Below are 20,809 nucleotides of genomic sequence, written 5' to 3'. Positions count from 1 at the left end.
CCCCTTAAATTGCGGTTATCTAGCTGAGCTTCTGAATGATCTTTTGCACGGCTGGGATGTCAGCCGGGGCCCACTCGAGATCGAGGAGATCATTAACGCTAACCCATCGAATTTCCGCATGTTCTGTGATTTGGGGATCCTCGCCGTTAAGGGTGCAGAAAAACGTGCTGAGGATTACTGTGCCGAAGTCGTAGTTGTACTCGGTTGTCTCGACATGGTCGCCTACGACCGCGTCGCACAGGAGCTCTTCTTTAAGTTCGCGTTGCAGCGCTTCGACAGGGGTTTCGCCCGGCTCAATCTTGCCACCGGGAAACTCCCACATCAGTGGAAGAGACATAGACTCGCTGCGCTGGGCTGCAAGAACTTTGCCATCGCGGACAAGAACAGCACCGACTACGTTGATCCTTTTCACCCATCTACCTCCCAGGACATCAAAACTTTTTCGTAGCCTACCAGGCGATCTTCTTGTACGCCGGCTAGGCTTTTGAGCTTAACTATTCCAGCTAGGGTGGGGGCATGGTCACCGTGATCGCCAGCCCCCAGTCCACCTCCGATGCTCTCCAGCCGCTGAGATTGGAGGACCTGCCGGAGGATCTCGTCGCCGCAGTGCGCGGTGCCAAGTACGTGGAAGTGTTCACCGGGGCGGGCATGTCCGCCGATTCCGGTTTGGATACCTTCCGCGACGCGCAGACCGGCATCTGGTCGCATGTTGATCCCCAGGCGATGGCCACCTTGGATTCCTGGGCGAAGGATCCCGAGCCCATGCTTGCCTGGTACCTGTGGCGGGCGGTGTTATGCCGCCGCGCAGAGGCAAACGCGGGGCACCGGGCGATAGGTGAGTGGGCGGAACGAGAGGGCGTCACCGTACATGTAACAACCCAGAACATCGACGACCTGCACGAGCGTGGCGGCAGTAAGAACGTGGCGCACTTGCACGGCAGCCTGTTTAGCTACCGCTGCAGCATATGCAGCAAACCCGCGCGGATGCCCGAACTGCCCGAGAAGCAGGTGGAGCGAGCCACGCCGCCGACGTGCTCGCTGTGTGGGAACCCGGTGCGACCGGGCGTGGTGTGGTTCGGCGAGCCGCTGCCGCACCGCGAGTGGCAGGCCGCCGAGGAGGCAATGCGGGCGGCGGATCTGGTGGTGATCATTGGCACGTCGGGCGTGGTGTGGCCCGCCGCAGGCCTACCCGCGATCGCAGCCCAGCGCGGCACGCCTATCGTGGAGATCTCGCCCGCGCGTACTGATCTGACGGATATGTGCACATGGTCGCTGCGCACCACCGCGGCGAACGGAGCGCCGCTGCTGGTGGAGGCCGCGGAGGGCGCCGACTAGCGCCGAGTTGATTTAGCCCGACTAGCGCCCGCTAGTTCTGCGGATTCGGCGGAGCCTGCTGGTTGTTCTTCGGCATTAGGCCGGCGTTCATCGGTGGAATCTTGTGGTTCGGGTCGAACATCTGCGCCTCGATCTCCGGAGCCAGCGTCTCCGCGAAGATGTTGTTGAAGTGGTGCGCATCGCGGTAGACCGCCATGTTGCCGATGATGGAAGGGCACCAATCCTCGCGGCAGATCGCGGCCGTCAGATCCATGAGGGTCACGTCCATACCCTTGTACGCCTCGATGGAGGGATCCACAGGCAGCAGGGAATCCCAGACGCTCTGGCCGCACTCGGCGTTGATGGCCAGCACCTCGTCGAAGTTCGGGCGGCCGGGGTTAGCCAGGCCGGGGAAGTCCTCATTCTCCGCAACCTCGCCCTGCTTGCCTTCCATCATCTCGGCAACGCAGGCGCGCATGTCGCGGGGTGCACCCTTGTCAGTGGTCTGCCACGGGTTATCGCGCATCAGCCAGCTGTGGATGCCCTGGTCCGTGAAGCTCTGCACCAGGTCTTTGTACTCCTGTGGCACCTGCTCCGGGCCAGCGCCGCCGATCGAAGTTGGGCGCGTACCGGTCATGAAGATGCCCTCTGTCGGCGGATTCTCCTTGATGTAGTCCACGACCTTCTCCGACCAACTGAAGCAGGAGGGGTACTCTTCGCCATTGACGCGCGTGATCTTGGCGTTTACCGGGCAGCCCATCTTCAGCAGCGGGATCATCTTCACGTGCCGGTTGCGGCCCACGATGTCCAGCGCCGGAATGTAGTGCTCGGAGTGCGAGCCGCCAATCACATAGATGGTCTTGTCAGAGTTGACGTCGCCGTACGCGCATTCCTCGTCGGAACGGTTGAAGTTCTTCGTCAGGATCAAAGCATCGCTATCGAAGCCGATCTGGCAACCATCCGGCTGCGTCTGCGGCAGCAGCGCGTGGAAGTCCTCCAGCGGCGGCACGATCGGCATGTTCTCCGGCACGGGGGCGTTCACCAGGAAGCTTGCCGCGCCGGGGTAGATCGACCTATCTGCGGCCAGGTCCCACAGCTGTTCGCTGTTCACGTCCTCGCGGTGCTGTAGGTACTTTGGTGACGCCACCACAGACCCAGCGAGCACCAGAATCAGCACGGCATAGACGGCCTTCGGCCAGGCGGACAGGGACTTTGCCCAGTACTTCGGGCTGAGCAGCACCCAGTTACGCTCGGGCTTCTTGCCCTGGCGCAGGGGGCGTTCAATCAGCTTGTTGGAGAGCCAGGCCAGTACCACGCTGGCCGCGATCACAGCTGCGCCGAGGGCGGGGCTGACCTTCGGAACGTTGAAGTAGTAGACGCACAGCACCAGAATCGGCCAGTGCCATACGTACAGTGCATAGCTGATGCGGCCCAGGAACTGGAAAGGGCGCGTCAACAGCAAGCGGGTCACGCCGACGGGCTCGCCGGAGTGACCGGAAAGAACCACCAGCAGGGCGCCTACCAGCGGGATTAGCGTCCATGGGCCGGGGAACTGGTCCGCACCGTCCAGGAAGAGGCCGGTGCTGATGATCATGCCCAGGCCGACAATGCCCATCACGGTGCGGGTCCACCGACCCAGCGGGCGCAGCACCGGGTTGCCGTTTGCGTCGCGGCGCAGCAACAGCATGCCCAGCAGGCCACCCAGGCCGATCTCCCAGAAGCGGCTCAGCGTGGAGTAGTAGTTGATGGTCTGGTCTTCAAAGTGGAAGTACGTGGCGTAGGCGAAGGAAAGTACCGTCGCGGCGGTCAGCACAACCAGCAGGGCCTGGCGTGCGTACTTCCGGAAGATGAGGGCCAGCAGGGTAACGACCACCAGAGATGCAACGTAGATCTGCAGCTGCGCAGACATGGACCACAGGTGCTGGAAGGGGCTCACGGTGGTGCGCACAGAGGTGTATTCGCGGCCGGAATACGCCAGCTGCCAGTTGATGTAGTAGCCCAGGGAGGCCACCGCATCCTTTGCCATCTGCACGTGCACCAGGCGATTCATTAGAAGTATCGAAGCCGCCAATACGCTGGCGACCACCACTGCCAGCAGCGGGAATAGTCGCCGGATGATGCGGATCAGCGACTGAATGAAGGTAAGCCCCTTCGGGTTCTGCGCGTTGCGCAGCTGGCTGCCGAAGAAGAAGATGCCGCCGAGCAGCAAGAACACGTCCACGCCGGAGCTGACTTTGCCGACGAAGACGTGGAAGATAACGACCAGGCCGATGGCTAGGCCGCGCAGACCCTCGATGTCATAGCGCATCGTGCTGGAACGTTCGCCCGACTTCGCCGGTTGTTTTACCTTTGTGGCGTTCGACTGCTCTGCCTTTTTGGCTGCGCTATCGTCCGCCGAAGAATTTCCCTGTGCCATAACTCGGATAAGTCTATTGACCAGCGGTAAAAATATCGAAACGACTCACCCGGGAAAGTGCAAAGCGAAGTGGCGATCACACTTGGCGGCGCAGAGGGCTACTCGAAGTACACGTCCTCCAAAGACAGCGCTTCTGCAGCGCTTGCCTGGTTGCGGGCGGTTTCTACATAACGCGCCGCGTGGGCGATGAAGCCCTGACGCTCTTCCTCCGTCAGCTCGCGGCGCACTTTCGCGGGAAGGCCAGCGGCCAGGAATCCCGCCGGAATCTGCTGCCCTTCCAGCACCACCGCGCCCGCTGCGACGAGGCTGCCACCTCCAATAGTGGAACCCGATAGCAGTGCCGATTGCATGCCAATCAGTGTCCCCGCCCCCACATGTGAGGAGTGAACCAGCGCCTGGTGGCCGATCGTCACATCGTCTTCCAACACACATTCCTGGCCGCGCTCCACGTGCATCACGGAGTTGTCTTGCACGTTCGTCCGCTTACCGATGCGGATCGCGCCCACGTCGCCACGCAGCACGCACCCGTAGAACACGGAGGAATCCGCCCCGATTTCCACATCCCCAATGATCGTCACACCCGGGGAGATCATTGCGCTGCGGTGGATCCTGGGCGCCTTGCCCTGATACGGAAGGATAATCGGTGCTGCATTCATGTTTCCTACCCTAACTATTTTTGGACGCCCACGCTTTGCTTTACCTCGAATGCCCCACCCAACCCTGCAGGATCGGTAGCGTTGAAACCATGAGCGAGAACGCTACCAGCCGAAAACCAGTAACGATCCTCGTCGTTCACCACAGCCCGACCGAGAAGGCGCAGAAACTCGCCGACACGGTACTCGCGGCAGCACACGCCGCCGCAGAGGAAGTGAACGTGGAGCTGGGCGCCGCCGCAGGCGGGGAGTCAGGCCAGCCCGCCGTGCAGGTGCTGGAACGCCAGGCCCTGGAGCCGGATGTGGAGGAGCTCCGCGGGGCAGACGCCGTGATCCTGGGCACCACCGCCAACTTCGGCTACATCTCCGGAGCCCTGAAGCACTATTTCGACACGGTCTATGTGCCCGTCCTCGAAGAGAAGAAAGCCACCCCGACCAGCTGGTGGATCCGGGGTGGCTACGATACGACAGGTGCGGAAAAGGCCATGCGCTCCATCCTTACGGGGCTGGAATGGGAGACGGTGGCCGAACCCGTCGAGTTCACGGGAGAAATTGAGCCCCGCCTGGCGGAGCTAGAGGCGATGGCTCAGGCTGTGGTGGGCCAGGCTGTGGCGTCAATAATCTAAAGGGCTCTAAGGATAGAGCTCGTTAGCGCAGGTCGGACAGGACACACGCAGCGCCTGCGGCGGCGGTGGTGACAGTCAGGACAGCAGGCCAGGCGCCGATCTTCTTGGCCAGCGGGTGGGAAAGGCCAAACGCGGCAAGGTATCCGGCGGTCAGGCCCGTGGCAACACCTGCGCCAGCCTTAGCGTTCCACGAACGGGCAGCGTAGCCACCAGCGGCGGCCAGAATCACGCCGCCGAGCGGGCGAATACCGGTCTCGCGGGCGGTAAGCCAGCCACCGACCAGGCCAGCGATGACGACGGATGCGGTGTTGACTTCCTTAGCGGGCTTCAGGGAGGTAGTGGGCTTGAGCTTGTTGAGCTGATTCTTCTTCGACATGCCCATAACTCTACGCGGGTATAAGGGGAGCAGTTTCGCAAATGAATCAGAAGTAGGACTAGGGTGGCAACTAGACCCAACTACTTTGCCCATCCAAAACCATGAGGAGGCATGTGTTCCATGGTTGAATGCATCGATACCCGGTTAACCAGACTATGGGGAATCGATAAGCCCATCATTGGGGCTCCGATGGCGGGACGTTCCGACGGCAACCTGGCAGCCGCCGTGAGCCGTGCCGGCGGATTGGGGATGTTCGGCGCAGGCGCGGGAACCAAACCCGAATGGATCCTGGAGAACGCACGTATCGCCGCAGAGGCCGGCTCCTACGGAATCGGCCTGATGGTGTGGGCGCTGGAGGACAACCCAGCTCAGTTCGATGCAGTGCTGGAAGCCAAGCCGAAGGTGGTAAGCCTGGGCTTCGGCGACCCCAAGCCCTACGTGGACCGCGCCCACCAGGCGGGGATCTCCGTCGTGGCTCCCATCAACACCATGGCGCAGTTGCGTCAGGCACTGGCCGCGGGTGTAGACGCCGTGTGTGTACAGGGAACGGACGCCGGCGGGCACACCGGGCGCATCGGCACACTGCCGCTGCTGCAGATCGTGATGGAATACATGCAGGTCAACGCGCCGGGCGTGCCGATCGCTGCCGCAGGTGGCATCGCCACAGGTAGGGGCGTGGCCTCCGTGTTGGTGGCAGGCGCCGACGCAGCATGGGTTGGCACCGCACTGCTGGCCTCCCCGGAAGCCTCCGGGGCACCCGAGCTGCGACAGGCCGCAATCAAGGCCACGGCCAGCCGGACCGTGCTGACCGATATTTATGACCGTGCGGAGAAGCAGAAGTGGGATACCGAACAGTGGCCCACCCGCACCGTGCGTAATGCATTCGTAGACGTGTACGGCCCGTTGTCTGAAGCGGGGGAGGTTACCGACGAGGAACTGGTCGCGGCCCGCGCCGAGGGCGGAGACTTTGCAGGCGAGTTGAAGCTGCACGCGGGGCAGGGTGTGGAACTGCTGCGGGCAGAGGTGCCCGCCGGTGAGGTCGTGCAGGGTATGTACGACGAAGCGCTGCACTGCCTCGGGCGTTTCGCCTAAGGAGGAAACTGCATGGACATCGATCGCGTATACAATTGGCGCGACCGACAGCGCCAAGGTCTGTATTTGGTGGACAGGTTGTGGCCTAGGGGCGTCAAGAAAGAAAGCCTAGATTTGAGCGGCTGGCCGAAAGAACTAACGCCGAGCAACGACCTACGCCGAGAATTCCACAATGGCTTGAGTTTTGCCGAATTCCGCGAGCAGTACGTAGCGGAGCTGGAGGAACGGAAAGCTGCAGGGGAACTGGATGAGGCGCTGACCGAATTGCGCGACTACCAGAAGCGGGCGACCGAAGAAGACGCTCCGGAGCTCCTGCTGCTGTATGCCGCAAAAGAAAAAGAGCACAACCATGCGGTTGTGCTCCGAGATTGGCTAGCACCCCAGCTGGAGGGCTAAGGCGCCGGCTAACTAGCCGGTCGCGCTAGAGGCGCTGGCGCGACAGGAAGTTCCAAACCTCCTGGGAGGCATCCGGAACGCGGTTCCAGGTGTGGTCCTGCGGGTTCAGAATCAGCTGCAGCTCCTTGCGGGCGCAGGGGTACACGTGGCGCTCGCCGCCCCGGATGCGGGTGACGCGCGGCGGGTAACCACAGCCGTTACGCTTCGCGTAGCTGCCCACCAGGTCGCGAACCGCCATGTAGTGGGCGCCGTTGTGGCGGTAGCCACCGTTGATCTTCATCATCGTGTCGCCACGACCGTGCATGATCAGGAACGGGATTGCGCGGTTCTTGCAGCCCATGTTCACCGGATCGTAGTAAGCGCCGCCGACGGCAGCGGCACCAGCGAAGACATGCGGCAGGTGGCAAGCCACGACGGCAGTCATGCCGCCGCCATTGGAGTGGCCGGTGGCATAGATGCGGCCACGGTCGATGTTGTAGGTGCGGTCGATCTCATCGATGATCTGCAGAATGAACTTCAGGTCCGTTCCGCCCTTCACCACTGCGTACGGGGCACCCTCCCAGCCGTGCTTGATGGACTCCGGGAAGATCTTGATGGCCTGCTGGCGAGCACCGGTCTCGTACAGGCGGGAGTAGCGGCGGAAGTTCTCCGGCGTATCGCGCCAGCCGTCGAAGCCAAAGATCACCGGAGCGGGGCGCGCCGGGTTGTAGTGCGTCGGCATCTCCAGGATGTAGCGGCGGTTGTAGCCGGCGGAACGGGTGTACACGCTGACCTGGCGCCCGTTGCCGATGCGCGGGGCCGGCTTGGCGGTGTTGACGCGCTGCGGACCAGCGGGCTTGCCCGGAGCCGGAGGCTGAAGCATGCGCTGCAGGTCAGCGGAGCCAGCGGGCAGCGGCGGTAGCTCTGGCATCGGGGGCAGCTGCGGCATGGGAGGGAGCTGGGGGAGAGAACCCTGCGGGGCAGCGTTTGCCTCCGGGGCGCTATACGCAGCCACGCCTGCGGTTCCGAACGCAGTGGCGAGCACGAGCGACAGAGCTACTGCACAACGCTGAAAGGAAGACAAGAAGGAACTAAGAGATCGATTCACGAATGTGACTATACATATATGTGAATACTCTGCCAATTTGATTGGGGAAATCTGGCTGGCTGGAGTTTGCGTTAGAGTTCGCGCTGTAGAAGTTCCTGATCATGGTCGGTATGCTGGGCAGCATGATTACTGAAATTTTTGCGGCAAATACTTTCCTACTCGCTGAGGGCTCTGCAGTTCCGCCATTGGGCATGATCGGCTGGGTTGTCATCGGTGGCCTGGCTGGTTGGATCGGTTCCAAGATCATGGGTACCGACGAGCAGATGGGCTTCTTCCTCAACATCATCGTCGGCATTATCGGCGGCTTCTTGGGCGGCTGGGTCCTCGGCCTGCTGGGAATCGGCAGCGGCGGCTGGATCTGGAGCTTCCTGACCTGCCTGTTGGGCGCCTGCATCCTGATCTTCATCGTCGGTCTGGTCACCGGAAAGCGCAAGAAGTAAGCAACCGTAATCGGCAACTGTCGCTACAGGCTGGAGCTGGGGTTTAGCCGACCAGCAACATAGCAAGCGCACTTTCGCCCAAACGTGCGCTTTCGTTTTCTAGGCCTAGGCCAAGCCACATTACGAGAAGCAGGATAACCAGCGCGCAGATGATAAAAATCAGCGCGCCGATAAAGAAATAAGACCGGAAGGGACCAGTCTTGGACTCTTCCTGCAGAGGCGCCTCAACAATCGGTTGGGGGCCTTTTTTCTGTGGGGCTACGGCCGGTGTGCCCGTCTCATCGACGAAGCCGCCACGTTGGACGGGTACCGCCCGGAACGTGCCCGTATCGCGTTGCTGGCTCTGCATCGGTCTTCTCCGGTTCGTAGATCTTAGTGGGGCTTTCTGTTTCAGCTGCATGCGCAGGGGCGGCGAAACTCTGTATGGCTTCTGCAGGGCTGCGTGTAGCCTTACAAAAACTTAGAGAGCAAGAGGAACGAACAGTCGAAACTGTTGGGTTTCTTTAAGCCTAGTATCGTCGGTCTCTTCGTTGTGGGGCCATCCCAATTCCAGGGGTGTAATGCCAGATGACCTCCATCTGTTCTCACCCCCAAATAGGGCTATTCACAGGCAGGGTTGTCTGTGGATAACCCTGTTATCTGGATGGGTTGGCGGCCCGCTTACACGCCAACCCGTCCAACCTTTTCGTTACGCTGTTGAATGTCTACCAGCGCTCGCGAGCGCACACCAAATCCCGCACACCAAGTCCATGTCACATGTTTGTCGCATGTGCCTGGCCGTAGTTGAAAGGAACCCGATGGAAGGCCAACTTCTCACCACCAACACCGGGCAGCTCGTCGATGAATCAGGGGTCGCGCGTCCGCCGTGGGCCTTCCGCAGCGAGATCGAGCTGGACTATTACGACAACGAGTGGGGCCGCCCCGTCATCACTGAGCATGGCTTGTTGGAACGCATCGCCCTTGAAGGCTTCCAATCCGGGTTGTCGTGGGCCACTATCCTGCGCAAGCGGCGGGATTTTCGCTCTGTGTTCTTTCTTTTTGACGCCCAGCGCATCACCGAAATGAGCGAGCCCCAAAGGCGCGCTGCTCTGCAGGACGAACGCTTGATCCGGAATGCCCGCAAGCACGAGGCGCTCTATGAAAACGCCAAGGCGACGCTAGAGTTGCGCCGTGTGGAGGAATACCAAAAGCTGCCGGAGGATTCACCCGCCCGCGAGGTTCTGGGCGGGGCGGCCAATCGGCTGGCCCCGGGTCTGCCGGTGCTTGTGTGGTCGTTCACCCCAGCGGAACACTCCCGTCCAGCAACGCTGGCTGAGGTGCCCTCGACCTCGCCGGAATCCAAGGCGCTGGCGAAGGAGCTGAAGCGCCGGGGCTTTCAGTTCGTAGGCCCCACTACCTGCTACGCGCTGATGCAGGCCATCGGAATGGTCGACGACCGGGTGGTGGAGCCGCCGGAGGGGGCCTAGAGTCGCGCGGCCAGCTCCACAGCCTGTCGGATGGCACGCTTGGCGTCCAGCTCCGCGGCAACGTCCGCGCCGCCGATGATGTGGACGTCAGAGGTTTCGTCCTGCTCGGCGTCGCTCTTCTCGGCGCCTTCCGGGCGCACGGACTCCTGGCCCGTGCACAGCACGACCGTGTCCACGTTGATCACGCGATCTTCGCGGTTCTCCTTGGTCTCACGCTCGATCTGCTCCAGCAGCTCCTGCTTCTCGGCACGGTCCAGCGTGCGGCCCTCGAAAGTGCCGGACTTGATCTGCTTGATCTTCTTCAGGGTGACCTGCGGGTCCTCCACCGGGACGGTGATGTGCAGACCGTCGGAATCGATCTTCTCGTAGGTCACGCCCACGATCTGCTCTGTGCCACCCATGGCCACCGCCGCGCGGTGTACCCAGCCAGTCGTCTTGCCCAGTGTGCGGCCCATGCGAGTCGGCTTACGCTGCAGCATCACCACGCGGCGCTGCGGACGCTCCGGCTGCGGGGAAGAGAGGTTGCCGTGCACATCCGAGTCCTCAACCACACCCCACTGGCTGTTCCAGGAGGTCAGGGACTGCGGCGCACCCTGGCGATCCTCCAACAGGAACTCCGCAACGTCGTAGCCAATGCCGCCGGCGCCGATGACGGCCACGTATTCGCCCGGCGCCTTCTTTCCGGAGATCAGTTCTGCGTAGGTGGCGACGGTCACGCCGTCGATCTTGCCTTCCAGACCCTCAGTCACGCCCGGGAACTCCGGAATGCGCGGGCGCACGCCCGTGGCCACAACAACTTCCTCGAAGCCATCGGCCTTCAGTTCCTCCGGGGTAACGGCCTTGCCGGTGGAGATGTTCACCTTCAGGCCCTCCAGGCGGTTGACCACCGCGTACAGGGCCTGCACAAACTCTTCCTTGCCCGGCACGCGCATCGCCAGGTTGAACTGGCCGCCCAGGGTGTCAGCCGCTTCGAAGACGGTGACATCGTGGCCGCGCAGCGCCAGCGCCTCGGCGGCGAAGAGTCCGGCCACGCCACCGCCGATCACGCCGACCTTCTTGGTGCCCTGTGCGGGCAGCAGCTCCAGCTCGGTCTCGTAGGCGGCGCGCGGGTTAACCAGGCAGGTCGCCCGCTTGTTCTCGAAGGTGTGGTCCAGGCAGGCCTGGTTACAGGCAATGCAGTGGTTGATCTCGGTGTTCAGGCCGCGTGCGGCACGGTTGACGAACTCCGGGTCGGCCAGCAGCGGGCGGGCCATGGAGACCAGGTCGGCCTGCGGAGTGCCGGCGGGCTCGCCGTTGCCGCCGTCCCAGCTGCCGTCCAGAATGGCCTCAGCAACCTCCGGGGTGTTGATGCGGTTAGAGGCCACCACGGGGATGTTCACGTGCTCGCGCACCTTCTGGGTCGCCCAGGCAAAGGCACCGCGGGGGACGGAGGTTACGATGGTCGGGATCTGCGCCTCGTGCCAGCCCACACCGGAGCTCAGCAGATCCGCGCCGGCCTCCTCAATCTTCTTGGCCAGCTGCAAGATTTCCTCTTGGCTCTGGCCGCCCTCGACCAGCTCCAGCACGGAAATGCGGTAGTCAATAACGAAGTCCTCCGGCACCTTTGCGCGGATGGCCTTCACAATCTCCACGGGGAAGCGCTGGCGGTTTTCCACCGAGCCTCCCCACTTGTCGGTGCGCTGGTTCGTGCGCTCCGCGAGGAACTGGTTAATCAGGTAACCCTCGGAGCCCATCACCTGCACGCCGTCGTAGCCTGCGTCAGCGGCGAGTGCGGCGGAGGTGGCGTAGGCGTCAATAAGCTTTTCAACGTCCTCGGTCGCGATCTCGCGGGCGGGGAAGGGGCTGATCGGCGACTGCGAGGCGGAAGCGGACTCTGCCATCGGGTGGTAGCCATAGCGGCCGGCGTGCAGCAGCTGTAGCAGGATCTTCGCGCCACCGGCGTGCACTGCGTCGGTGATCTCACGGTGAGCTTCGGCGATCTCCGGAGTGTTAAACGGAGTGCCGTAGGGAGTCAGGTTGCCCTCCAGAACCGGCGGGTAACCGCCAGTGACCATCGCGGCCACGCCACCTTCGGCGCGGGCGGCATAGAAGGCGGCGAGCTTCGGCACGTCCTCGATGGAATCCTCCAGGCCGGTGTGCATGGAGCCCATGATCACGCGGTTGCGGAAGGTGGTCTTTCCTACCTGGATAGGGGAGAGGAGGGTCTTGTAGGCGGTGGCGGGATCCTCCACCGGGGTGGCGGTGAGAGCGGTGGCACCCGGTGCTGTAGTCAGCGGCAGCAGAGTGCGGACGGAAGCGTCAGTGGAGTTGTTGGAAGGCTGGTTCGTCATGGGCGCAATTATCTCTAACTGCGCAAAAACTTGTGGGGCTTTCGAGGAAACCAAGATCATTCAGGCTGCTGCGCGTTAAAGTATGTATCAAAATGTGAGTAATGTATGACGATCGTCGCAGTTCAGCGTGACTTCGATCACACATAAAGGTGAGGATAGAAAGAGTAAGGCAAACCTAATTTTGTCTGCTCGTGCCGACGGGTGCACTCTAGATAACCCAAGACGAAATGGTGTGACCGGAACTACAGCTGTTTCTTGGAGGAGACTCACGTCACCACCAGACCGGCGATCCGATTGCAATTTTATTCGCATATGCAAATGCAGTACTTGTGACGAAAGTTAGGCCGTAAATCATGAAAAACTACCCTGCACGCCAGGGTCTTTACGACCCCCAGTTTGAGCATGATGCGTGTGGTGTCGCCTTTGTGGCTGACATGCACGGCCGCGCGACACGCGACATTGTGGACAAGGGTATTCAGGCTCTGGTGAACCTGGATCACCGCGGCGCAGCCGGAGCGGAAAAGAACACCGGCGATGGCGCCGGCATCCTCATCCAGGTCCCCGACCGCTTCTACCGGGAGGAGATGGCCAAGCAGGACATCACCCTGCCGCCGGCGGGCCAGTACGCCACCGGCATTGCCTTCCTGCCGAACTCCCGCATGGCCGCGCTCGACGCGGTGCGGGCCGTCGAGGCCATCGTGAAGGAAGAGGGTCTAAACCTCATTGGCTGGCGCGACGTGCCCGTCGACGACTCGAGCCTGGGCGCCATCGCGCGCGACGCCGAGCCGCTGTTCCACCAGCTCTTTATCTCTGGTGTTGACGCCAACGGCTCCCCCCTCGAGGGCCTCGAGCTCGACCGTCGCGCCTTTTTCGTCCGCAAGCGTGCAGAGCGTGAACTCGGCACCAAGGGTGCAGGCGAGGGCTCCGGTGGAGACACCGTATACTTCCCCTCCCTGTCCTCCCGCACGGTAGTCTACAAGGGCATGCTGACCACCCCGCAGCTGCGGGAGTTCTACCTGGATCTGCAGGACGAGCGCATGGAGTCCGCGCTGGCTATCGTGCACTCGCGCTTCTCCACCAACACTTTCCCGTCCTGGCCGTTGGCGCACCCCTACCGCCTGGTTGCTCACAACGGTGAGATCAACACCGTCCGCGGCAACGAGAACTGGATGCGCGCTCGCGAATCCCAGCTGCGCTCCGAGGTGCTGGGCGACCTGGACCGCGTGCTGCCGATCTGCGACCCGGAGGGTTCGGATACCGGCCGCTTCGACGAGGCTCTGGAGCTGCTGCACCTGGCCGGCCGCAGCCTGCCGCACGCCGTGCTGATGATGGTTCCGCAGGCGTGGGAACGCAACCCGCACATCGACCCGCAGGTCCGTGCGTTCTACGAGTACCACTCCAGCTTCATGGAGGCCTGGGACGGCCCGGCCGCCATCACCTTCACCGACGGCACCCTCATCGGCGCCACCCTGGATCGCAACGGCCTGCGCCCGGGACGCATCTGGATCACCAAGGACGGCCTCGTCGTCATGGCTTCCGAGGCTGGCGTGCTGGACATCCCGGACAGCGAGATCGTCAAGCGCACCCGTGTGGAGCCGGGCAAGATGTTCCTGGTCGACACCGCTCGCGGCTGCGTAATCGAGGACGAGGAGATCAAGCAGGCGCTGGCCGACCAGCCCTACCAGCAGTGGGTAGAGGAGAACCTGGTCCGCGAGTCCGACCTGCCGACCGCCAAGCCGATCGATATGAACCACGAGCGCATCGTCCTGCGCCAGCGAGTATTCGGCTACACCGAGGAAGACCTCGAGACCCTACTGCGCCCGATGGCCGACAAGGGTGCCGAGGGCATCGGCTCGATGGGTACGGATACCCCGATCGCTGCCCTGTCCGACCGCCCGCGTCTGCTGTATGACTTCTTTGCGCAGCGTTTCGCGCAGGTCACCAACCCGCCGCTGGATAGCTACCGCGAGAAGATGGTCACCAGCATGTTCACTCAGCTGGGTGCGCAGGCGGATGTTCTTAACCCCGGTCCGGACGCCGCCCACCGTATCCACCTGGACAGCCCGATTCTGGGCAACCAGACGCTGGCCAACCTGGCGAGTGCGGCGGAGAACGCCGAGGCCGCCGGCTCCGACGTGGACTTGAGCGCCTTCAAGGCCGTGCGCATCCCGGGCCTGTACTCTGTCGCCCACGGCGGCAAGGGCCTGCGTGAGGCCATTAACCGCATCCGTCGCCAGGTCACCGAGGCAATCGAGGATGGCGCGACCATCCTGATCCTCTCCGACCGCGAGTCCGACGAGCGTTACGCCCCGATCCCGTCGCTGCTGCTGACCAGCGCCGTGCACCACCACATGGTGCAGGAGAAGACGCGCACCCGCGCATCGCTGGTGATCGAGTCCGGCGGTGCGCGCGAGGTGCACCACCTGGCTATGCTCATCAACTTCGGTGCGGATGCCATCAACCCGTACATGGCCCTCGAGACCGTTAATGAGATGGCCAACGACGGACGAGTGGGCGTCACCGGAGAAGAGGCCGAGGAAAACTACATCAAGGCCGCGACCGCCGGCATCCAGAAGGTCATGTCCAAGATGGGCATCGCCACGGTGGCGAGCTACCGCGGCTCCCAGCTGGCCGACGTGGTGGGGCTGCACCAGAGCCTGCTCGACGAGTACTTCGTCGGCGCCTTCAGCCCCATCTCCGGCATCGGCCTGGACGAGATCGCCGATGACGTGGCCAAGCGCCACCGCGCGGCGTTCCTGCCCCGCCCCGAGGAGCAGGCGCACCGCGAGCTCGAGATCGGCGGCGAGTACAAGTGGCGCCGCGAGGGTGAATACCACCTGTTTAACCCCGAGACCGTATTCAAGCTGCAGCACGCGACCCGCACCGGCCAGTACCGCATCTTCAAGGAGTACACCGAGAAGGTCAACAAGCAGTCTGAGCGCCTGGCTACGCTGCGTGGCCTGTTCAAGTTCAAGTCCAACCGCCCGTCGATCCCGATCGAGGAGGTCGAGCCGGTCAGCGAGATCGTGAAGCGCTTCGCCACCGGCGCGATGTCCTACGGTTCTATCTCCGCAGAGGCGCACGAGACCTTGGCGATCGCCATGAACCGCCTGAAGGGCATGTCTAACTCCGGTGAGGGTGGCGAGGATCCGGCCCGCTTCGAGCCGGAGCCGAACGGCGACTGGAAGCGCTCCGCCATCAAGCAGGTGGCCTCCGGTCGCTTCGGCGTGACCAGCCACTACCTGAACAACTGCACGGACATCCAGATCAAGATGGCCCAGGGCGCCAAGCCGGGTGAGGGCGGCCAGCTGCCGCCGAGCAAGGTGTACCCCTGGATCGCCGAGGTGCGTGTGACCACCCCGGGCGTGGGTCTGATCTCCCCGCCACCGCACCACGACATCTACTCCATCGAGGACCTGGCGCAGCTGATCCACGACCTGAAGAACGCCAACCCGGATGCCCGCATCCACGTCAAGCTCGTCGCCGAGCAGGGCGTGGGCACGGTCGCTGCCGGTGTGTCCAAGGCACACGCGGATGTGGTGCTGATTTCCGGTCATGATGGCGGCACCGGTGCCTCCCCGCTGACCTCGTTGAAGCACGCGGGTGGCCCGTGGGAGCTCGGCCTGGCCGAGACCCAGCAGACCCTGCTGATGAACGGCCTGCGCGACCGCATTACCGTGCAGTGTGATGGCCAGCTGAAGACCGGCCGCGACGTGATGGTGGCGGCCCTCCTGGGTGCTGAGGAATTCGGCTTCGCCACCGCCCCGCTGGTGGTCTCCGGCTGCATCATGATGCGCGTCTGCCACCTGGATACCTGCCCGGTGGGCGTGGCAACCCAGAACCCGGAGCTGCGAAAGCGCTACACGGGCCAGGCGGAGCACGTGGTGAACTTCTTCAAGTTCATCGCCGAAGAGGTCCGCGAATACCTTGCCGAGCTGGGCTTCCGCACCCTGGAAGAGGCCGTGGGCCACTCCGAGTGCCTGACCGGCGGCGAGATGGAAGTAGAGCACAAGACCGCGGGCAAGCTGGACCTGGCGCCCATCTTCGCCCAGCCGGACAGCCCCTTCATGCACCAGGACCTGCACTGCACCAAGGAGCAGGATCACTCGCTGGACAAGGCGCTGGATAACCAGATTCGCAAGGATGCGGAGGATACGATCCGCCGCGCCGCTGCGGGCGAGGACGTATCGATCGACCTCAGCTACCCGATCACCAACGTCAACCGCACCGTCGGCACCATGACCGGCTCGTTGATCTCCCGCGTGGCCGGCCGCGACGGCCTGCCGCAGGACACGGTGAACCTGGAGTTCACGGGCTCGGCCGGTAACTCTTTCGGTGCCTTTGCCACCCATGGCATGACGCTCACCCTTAACGGTGACGCCAACGACTACGTGGGCAAGGGTCTGTCTGGCGGCCGCATTGTCATCCGCCCGGCCGCCAACCACGGAGCGGAGGATACGACCAGCGACGTCATCGCCGGCAACGTGCTGGGATTCGGTGGCGTACACGGCGAAATGTTCATCCGCGGCACTGTGGGCGAGCGCTTCTGCGTGCGTAACTCCGGCCTCACCGCCGTCGTCGAAGGCGTGGGCAACCACGGCTGTGAGTACATGACGGGTGGTCGCGTTATCGTCCTGGGCAAGATCGGCAACAACTTCGCGGCCGGCATGTCTGGCGGCATTGCCTACCTGGTGGATGACGGTAGTGGCGTCACCGACCGCATCAACACCGAGCTCGTCGACATCGAAAAGATCACTGACGAGGAAGAACTGCGCTGGGTCGAGGAGACGATCCAGACCCACCGCGACCTGACCGGATCTACCGTGGAGGTAAACGCCGCGGATCTGATCAAGGTCATGCCTCGCGACTACGCGCGTGTGCTCAAGACGATCGCACGGGCCGAAGCCGAAGGCTTGGACAACGACGGCATCGCCGCCGCAATCATGGAGGAAGTGAAGTAAATGGCTGATCCACGCGGATTTCTGAAGCACCGCCGCGAGTCGGCGGCACACCGACCCGTCCCGCTGCGCCTGCTGGATTGGAACGAGGTCTACGAGGACTTCTCCGACGACAAGGTGCAGACCCAGGCCAGCCGTTGCATGGACTGTGGCATCCCGTTCTGCCACGATGGCTGTCCGCTGGGCAACATCATCCCCGAGTGGAACGACCTTGTGCGCAAGGGCAACTGGCGCGAGGCCTACGACCGCCTGCACGCCACCAACAACTTCCCGGAGTTCACCGGCCGCCTGTGCCCCGCGCCCTGCGAAGGCGCGTGTGTGCTGGGCATCGGTGACGACCCGGTGAACATCAAGACCGTCGAGTACACCATCGTTGAGCACGCCTGGAAGGAAGGCTGGGTCAAGCCGATCAAGCCGAGCTTCAAGACTGGCCAGCGCGTGGCTGTCGTGGGCTCCGGCCCGGCCGGCCTGGCCGCCGCGCAGCAGCTGACCCGCGCGGGCCACGACGTCACCGTCTTCGAGCGCGCCGACCGCATCGGCGGCCTGATGCGCTACGGCGTGCCCGAGTACAAGATGGAAAAGAAGTGGATCGACCGCCGTCTGGAGCAGATGGAGGCCGAGGGCACGAAGTTCGTCGTCAACACCTCGCCCACCGGCGAGCAGCTGAAGGAGTTCGACGGTGTGATCGTCGCCATCGGCTCTACCGTAGGCCGCGATCTGCCCGTCGTGGGCCGCGACCTGCAGGGTGTTTACCAGGCGATGGAATACCTTCCGGAGGCCAACAAGGTCTGCGAAGGCGACCGCGAGGAATCCACCATCAACGCCAAGGGCAAGCGCGTGGTGATCATCGGCGGTGGCGATACCGGTACCGACTGCTTCGGCACCGCGCTGCGCCAGGGCGCCATCTCTGTGTCCCAGTTCGACATCACCCCGAAACCGCCGAAGACCCGTGGTGCTTCCACCCCATGGCCGACCTACCCGCGCATCTGGCGCGTGGCGTCCGCCCACGAGGAGGGCGAGTACCGCGTGACCGGCAACGAGTCCGCCGACGAGATCGCCGCCCTGGGCCTGGCCGAGCGCCAGCCGGGCGACGAGCTGGGCATCCGCCGCTACTCCATCAACACGGTGGAGATCACCGGCGACGGCGAGAAGGTCACCGGCCTAAAGGGCGCCGAGTGCCGCTTTGGCGAGAACGGCCTGGAGAACATCCCGGAGTCCGACTTCGAGATGGATGCCGACCTGGTGCTGCTGGCGATGGGCTTCGTCTCCGTCGAGGAGACCCCGGTGGTGCGGGACCTGGGCCTGCAGATCGGCGAACGTGGCCGCCTGGAACGCGACGATACCTTCCGCGCCCAGCCCACCAACGCCGAGTTCGCGGACATTCCGGTGTTCGTCGCCGGCGACGCGGGCCGTGGCCAGTCCCTGATCGTGTGGGGCATCTCCGAAGGCCGTTCCGCCGCCGCGGAGCTGGACCGCGAGCTGATGGGCGAGACCGCCCTGCCGCGCCCGATCAACCCGACTGACGTGGCGATGCAGGCTTGAGCCTAGCCGCTTACCTAGGGCTGCTCGGTGCCTGGGTGCTGGCCATTACGATGCCAGGCCCGGACACCGTGCAGCTCATTCGTTTAGGTGCCCGTTCGCGCCGCTCGGCGGTGTTCGCCGCGCTGGGAATCTGTACGGGCAATGTGTTGTGGCCGGTGGTCACGATGCTCGGCCTCGCCGCGTTGATCGCGACCTTCCCGTGGATCCTGACAGCGTTGTACCTGTTCGGCGGCTGTTTCCTGATCTACATGGGCCAAGGCGCGTTCCGCTCCGGATACGGCGATTGGCGCGCCCGGGCGGTCTTGCCCGCTGTTTCTATTAATGACGCCACCAGCACCTCAACGGCCGCAGATGGAGCACCGGCAGCTGCGCGTGTACCGCTGGGGGACTTCGCTTCCTGGCGCCTGGGGCTTGCGACGAACCTTTCCAACCCGAAGGCGCTGCTGTTCTTCGGATCGGTGTTCGCACAGTTCATCCCGGTGGACGTTTCTTTGCTGGACCGGCTGCTGGTGCTGCTATTGATGACCGTCGTGGGCGTGGCGTGGTTCTGCGGATTCGCCCTGGCGGTGGCCGCGGGAGCGGAGAAGATCCAGCGGATCAACCCCTTCATCGAGATGGTGGCCGGGGTGATCTTTGTAGTGCTGGGCGCGTTCCTGGCCTTCGAGGGCGTGCAGATGCTGGTGGGTGGCTAAAGCCCGCTAGACTGAGGCCCATGGAGTTTCCTTTGGTCAGCATTCGCGATTCCGAAATCAAGCTGGGGCAGTTCATCAAACTGGCGAACCTGGTGGAGACCGGTGGGGAGGCCAAGGAGGCCATCGCCGCCGGGGTTGTACAGGTCAACGGCGCGGTGGATACCCGCCGCGGCAAGACGCTGCGCCCGGGCGACGAAGTGACCCTGGTGGATGTGGAAACCGGCGACGTGCTGGCAGGAGCCGTGGTGGCCGGCGCGAGCGGCGCGGCGGGCGCTGCTGCGAATGGAGCGGAATCTGACGATGACCTCGGGGAATACTTTGACGAGTCCACCGCGGACGACGATTTCGACCCGGAGAAGTGGCGCAACGTCAGCCTGGAAGATGTCCGCGAGGATAACGCGATCTAGCGTTAGCTGAACGCCTGGCCGGTGGAGGCTGGGTGGCGTCAATAAGAAACAACAGTTACCCCCAACAAGAGCACAAGCAAGAACACAAGAAAGAGCAGTGGAGGAACCATGCCCGCAATGATCGCCCAGCCCGGAATGCCCGTATGGCTGGACCTAGCCAGCACCGATGCGGCAGGGGCGGAGAAGTTCTACAGCGAGTTGCTGGGCTGGGAGTTCGAGCAGGTCTCCGACGGCTACGCAGTGGCGAAGAAGCAAGGCATGCCGGTGGCGGGCATCGCGCAAATCCCGGAGGGCAACCGGTCTGTGTGGGGAGTGCTGCTGTACACCCCGGACGTGCAGCAGGCGCACGACAAGGCCGTGCAGGCGGGGGCGAAGTCCGTACTGGAGCCGCAGGAGCTGGGCGACCGTGGCGGTATGGCCATCATCGTTGACCCGTCGGGGGCCACGGTCGGCCTGCGCAATCCCGCGGATGAGCATGCGTTGATCGCCGCGGGCGAGCCCGGAACCCCGGTGTGGTTCGAGCTGATGGTGGCCCAGAACTGGGATATGACGCTGGAGTTCTACCACGAGCTGGCGGGCTGGGACATTAAGGCCACGGGGGAGAGCGCCGGGGATGGCGCGGGGGCTGAGGAGTTCCGCTATGCCACCGGCGAGTTCGACGGCGCGGCCGTGGTGGGGCTGTGGGATACCTCCAAGCTGGAGGTGCCCGGCATGTGGACCGTGTACCTGGGTGTGGCGGATGTGGATGCCGCCATCGCCAGCACGCCGGAGCTGGGCGGAAAGGTGATTCGTCCGGCCTGGGAATCCGAGTTCGGTCGCATGGCCACCATCGAGGACCCGACGGGCGCTCTGGTGAACCTCTGCGAGATTGAGGAGTTCGTCCCCGACGAGGACGCGCACGAGCCGGACCTGCTGGCCCCGGAGAACTTCCAGGCGTTCTAGCGCGCCGGGCTGGCCTTCGCTAGTCGGGCAAACCCAGCGGGCGCCCGGTTAGGCTCGGCGAGCCCGGCGAAC

General features: G+C 63.6%; 18 protein-coding genes. 11 read left to right on the top strand and 7 right to left on the bottom strand.

The window, feature by feature from the left end:
- Positions 1–19: 19 nt before the first annotated feature.
- Entirely contained in the window at positions 20–412 is a 393-nt protein-coding gene (locus tag JQ46_RS11025) for a (deoxy)nucleoside triphosphate pyrophosphohydrolase (protein WP_034986274.1), read from the bottom strand.
- A gap of 104 nt (positions 413–516) precedes the next feature.
- Between JQ46_RS11025 and JQ46_RS05725 the strand changes: the two genes are divergently transcribed.
- A complete protein-coding gene (locus JQ46_RS05725) occupies positions 517–1,335 on the top strand; it encodes an NAD-dependent deacylase (RefSeq protein WP_034986273.1) in 819 nt (272 codons plus the stop codon).
- Positions 1,336–1,366: 31 nt separating this feature from the next.
- On the opposite strand, the gene JQ46_RS05720 is transcribed toward JQ46_RS05725, so the two are convergent.
- Together JQ46_RS05720 and JQ46_RS05715 are read right to left on the bottom strand one after the other, a co-directional pair.
- Complete coding sequence (locus tag JQ46_RS05720; protein WP_237744738.1) at positions 1,367–3,730, bottom strand: acyltransferase family protein; 2,364 nt, start codon at positions 3,728–3,730, stop codon at positions 1,367–1,369.
- 98 nt (positions 3,731–3,828) lie between these two features.
- Complete coding sequence (locus JQ46_RS05715; protein WP_034986272.1) at positions 3,829–4,386, bottom strand: gamma carbonic anhydrase family protein; 558 nt, start codon at positions 4,384–4,386, stop codon at positions 3,829–3,831.
- An 89-nt stretch (positions 4,387–4,475) separates the two neighbouring features.
- On the opposite strand from JQ46_RS05715, the gene JQ46_RS05710 reads away from it, so the two are divergent.
- On the top strand, positions 4,476–5,009 hold the full coding sequence (locus JQ46_RS05710) for an NAD(P)H-dependent oxidoreductase (RefSeq protein WP_034986271.1): 534 nt from the start codon (positions 4,476–4,478) through the stop codon (positions 5,007–5,009).
- Between the two features lie 22 nt (positions 5,010–5,031).
- Here JQ46_RS05710 and JQ46_RS05705 read toward each other — a convergent pair whose 3' ends face one another.
- On the bottom strand, positions 5,032–5,385 hold the full coding sequence (locus JQ46_RS05705; protein WP_034986312.1) for a hypothetical protein: 354 nt from the start codon (positions 5,383–5,385) through the stop codon (positions 5,032–5,034).
- Positions 5,386–5,505: 120 nt separating this feature from the next.
- Between JQ46_RS05705 and JQ46_RS05700 the strand changes: the two genes are divergently transcribed.
- On the top strand, positions 5,506–6,477 hold the full coding sequence (locus JQ46_RS05700; protein ID WP_034986270.1) for an NAD(P)H-dependent flavin oxidoreductase: 972 nt from the start codon (positions 5,506–5,508) through the stop codon (positions 6,475–6,477).
- A 12-nt stretch (positions 6,478–6,489) separates the two neighbouring features.
- On the top strand, positions 6,490–6,873 hold the full coding sequence (locus JQ46_RS05695; protein ID WP_034986269.1) for a DUF488 domain-containing protein: 384 nt from the start codon (positions 6,490–6,492) through the stop codon (positions 6,871–6,873).
- A gap of 25 nt (positions 6,874–6,898) precedes the next feature.
- On the opposite strand, the gene JQ46_RS05690 is transcribed toward JQ46_RS05695, so the two are convergent.
- On the bottom strand, positions 6,899–7,897 hold the full coding sequence (locus tag JQ46_RS05690; RefSeq protein ID WP_080719505.1) for an alpha/beta hydrolase family esterase: 999 nt from the start codon (positions 7,895–7,897) through the stop codon (positions 6,899–6,901).
- Positions 7,898–8,082: 185 nt separating this feature from the next.
- Between JQ46_RS05690 and JQ46_RS05685 the strand changes: the two genes are divergently transcribed.
- Positions 8,083–8,400 (top strand): GlsB/YeaQ/YmgE family stress response membrane protein, encoded by a 318-nt coding sequence (locus JQ46_RS05685; RefSeq protein ID WP_080719507.1) that lies wholly within the window; start codon positions 8,083–8,085, stop codon positions 8,398–8,400.
- A gap of 43 nt (positions 8,401–8,443) precedes the next feature.
- Here JQ46_RS05685 and JQ46_RS05680 read toward each other — a convergent pair whose 3' ends face one another.
- On the bottom strand, positions 8,444–8,749 hold the full coding sequence (locus tag JQ46_RS05680) for a hypothetical protein (protein ID WP_034986267.1): 306 nt from the start codon (positions 8,747–8,749) through the stop codon (positions 8,444–8,446).
- A gap of 448 nt (positions 8,750–9,197) precedes the next feature.
- On the opposite strand from JQ46_RS05680, the gene JQ46_RS05675 reads away from it, so the two are divergent.
- Entirely contained in the window at positions 9,198–9,866 is a 669-nt protein-coding gene (locus JQ46_RS05675) for a DNA-3-methyladenine glycosylase I (protein ID WP_034986265.1), read from the top strand.
- Here JQ46_RS05675 and JQ46_RS05670 read toward each other — a convergent pair.
- Complete coding sequence (locus tag JQ46_RS05670) at positions 9,863–12,196, bottom strand: NADPH-dependent 2,4-dienoyl-CoA reductase (protein WP_237744737.1); 2,334 nt, start codon at positions 12,194–12,196, stop codon at positions 9,863–9,865. The two genes, JQ46_RS05675 and JQ46_RS05670, sit on opposite strands and share 4 nt — an antisense overlap.
- A gap of 353 nt (positions 12,197–12,549) precedes the next feature.
- Here JQ46_RS05670 and gltB point away from each other — a divergent pair, with 353 nt between their 5' ends.
- The 5 genes from gltB to JQ46_RS05645 all read left to right on the top strand — a co-directional run bounded on the left by gltB (position 12,550) and on the right by JQ46_RS05645 (position 20,737).
- Positions 12,550–17,157 carry a glutamate synthase large subunit gene (gene gltB / locus JQ46_RS05665; protein ID WP_034986263.1) on the top strand — a complete coding sequence of 1,536 codons (4,608 nt, stop codon included), beginning with the start codon at positions 12,550–12,552 and terminating at the stop codon, positions 17,155–17,157.
- Positions 17,158–18,696, top strand: a complete 1,539-nt coding sequence (locus JQ46_RS05660; RefSeq protein ID WP_034986262.1) for a glutamate synthase subunit beta — start codon at positions 17,158–17,160, stop codon at positions 18,694–18,696.
- On the top strand, positions 18,693–19,388 hold the full coding sequence (locus JQ46_RS05655) for a LysE family translocator (RefSeq protein WP_034986261.1): 696 nt from the start codon (positions 18,693–18,695) through the stop codon (positions 19,386–19,388). The genes JQ46_RS05660 and JQ46_RS05655 overlap by 4 nt, the downstream gene beginning before the upstream one ends.
- A gap of 20 nt (positions 19,389–19,408) precedes the next feature.
- Positions 19,409–19,795, top strand: a complete 387-nt coding sequence (locus tag JQ46_RS05650) for an RNA-binding S4 domain-containing protein (protein ID WP_034986260.1) — start codon at positions 19,409–19,411, stop codon at positions 19,793–19,795.
- 108 nt (positions 19,796–19,903) lie between these two features.
- The gene (locus JQ46_RS05645) at positions 19,904–20,737 is read left to right on the top strand and encodes a VOC family protein (protein ID WP_034986259.1); all 834 of its coding nucleotides are present in this window, start codon (positions 19,904–19,906) and stop codon (positions 20,735–20,737) included.
- The last annotated feature ends 72 nt before the right edge of the window (positions 20,738–20,809 follow it).

Source organism: Corynebacterium jeikeium (assembly GCF_000738175.1).
Taxonomy (GTDB): domain Bacteria; phylum Actinomycetota; class Actinomycetes; order Mycobacteriales; family Mycobacteriaceae; genus Corynebacterium; species Corynebacterium jeikeium_C.
This window is presented reverse-complemented; position numbering and strand designations above follow the sequence as displayed.

Excerpts from the sequence above, each read along its gene's own strand:
- JQ46_RS05725 (WP_034986273.1), top strand. The coding sequence starts at position 517 with ATGGTCACCGTGATCGCCAGCCCCCAGTCCACCTCCGATGCTCTCCAG.
- JQ46_RS05720 (WP_237744738.1), bottom strand. The coding sequence starts at position 3,730 with ATGGCACAGGGAAATTCTTCGGCGGACGATAGCGCAGCCAAAAAGGCA.
- JQ46_RS05715 (WP_034986272.1), bottom strand. The coding sequence starts at position 4,386 with ATGAATGCAGCACCGATTATCCTTCCGTATCAGGGCAAGGCGCCCAGG.
- JQ46_RS05710 (WP_034986271.1), top strand. The coding sequence starts at position 4,476 with ATGAGCGAGAACGCTACCAGCCGAAAACCAGTAACGATCCTCGTCGTT.
- JQ46_RS05705 (WP_034986312.1), bottom strand. The coding sequence starts at position 5,385 with ATGTCGAAGAAGAATCAGCTCAACAAGCTCAAGCCCACTACCTCCCTG.
- JQ46_RS05700 (WP_034986270.1), top strand. The coding sequence starts at position 5,506 with ATGGTTGAATGCATCGATACCCGGTTAACCAGACTATGGGGAATCGAT.
- JQ46_RS05695 (WP_034986269.1), top strand. The coding sequence starts at position 6,490 with ATGGACATCGATCGCGTATACAATTGGCGCGACCGACAGCGCCAAGGT.
- JQ46_RS05685 (WP_080719507.1), top strand. The coding sequence starts at position 8,083 with ATGATTACTGAAATTTTTGCGGCAAATACTTTCCTACTCGCTGAGGGC.
- JQ46_RS05680 (WP_034986267.1), bottom strand. The coding sequence starts at position 8,749 with ATGCAGAGCCAGCAACGCGATACGGGCACGTTCCGGGCGGTACCCGTC.
- JQ46_RS05675 (WP_034986265.1), top strand. The coding sequence starts at position 9,198 with ATGGAAGGCCAACTTCTCACCACCAACACCGGGCAGCTCGTCGATGAA.
- JQ46_RS05670 (WP_237744737.1), bottom strand. The coding sequence starts at position 12,196 with ATGACGAACCAGCCTTCCAACAACTCCACTGACGCTTCCGTCCGCACT.
- gltB (WP_034986263.1), top strand. The coding sequence starts at position 12,550 with ATGAAAAACTACCCTGCACGCCAGGGTCTTTACGACCCCCAGTTTGAG.
- JQ46_RS05660 (WP_034986262.1), top strand. The coding sequence starts at position 17,158 with ATGGCTGATCCACGCGGATTTCTGAAGCACCGCCGCGAGTCGGCGGCA.
- JQ46_RS05650 (WP_034986260.1), top strand. The coding sequence starts at position 19,409 with ATGGAGTTTCCTTTGGTCAGCATTCGCGATTCCGAAATCAAGCTGGGG.
- JQ46_RS05645 (WP_034986259.1), top strand. The coding sequence starts at position 19,904 with ATGCCCGCAATGATCGCCCAGCCCGGAATGCCCGTATGGCTGGACCTA.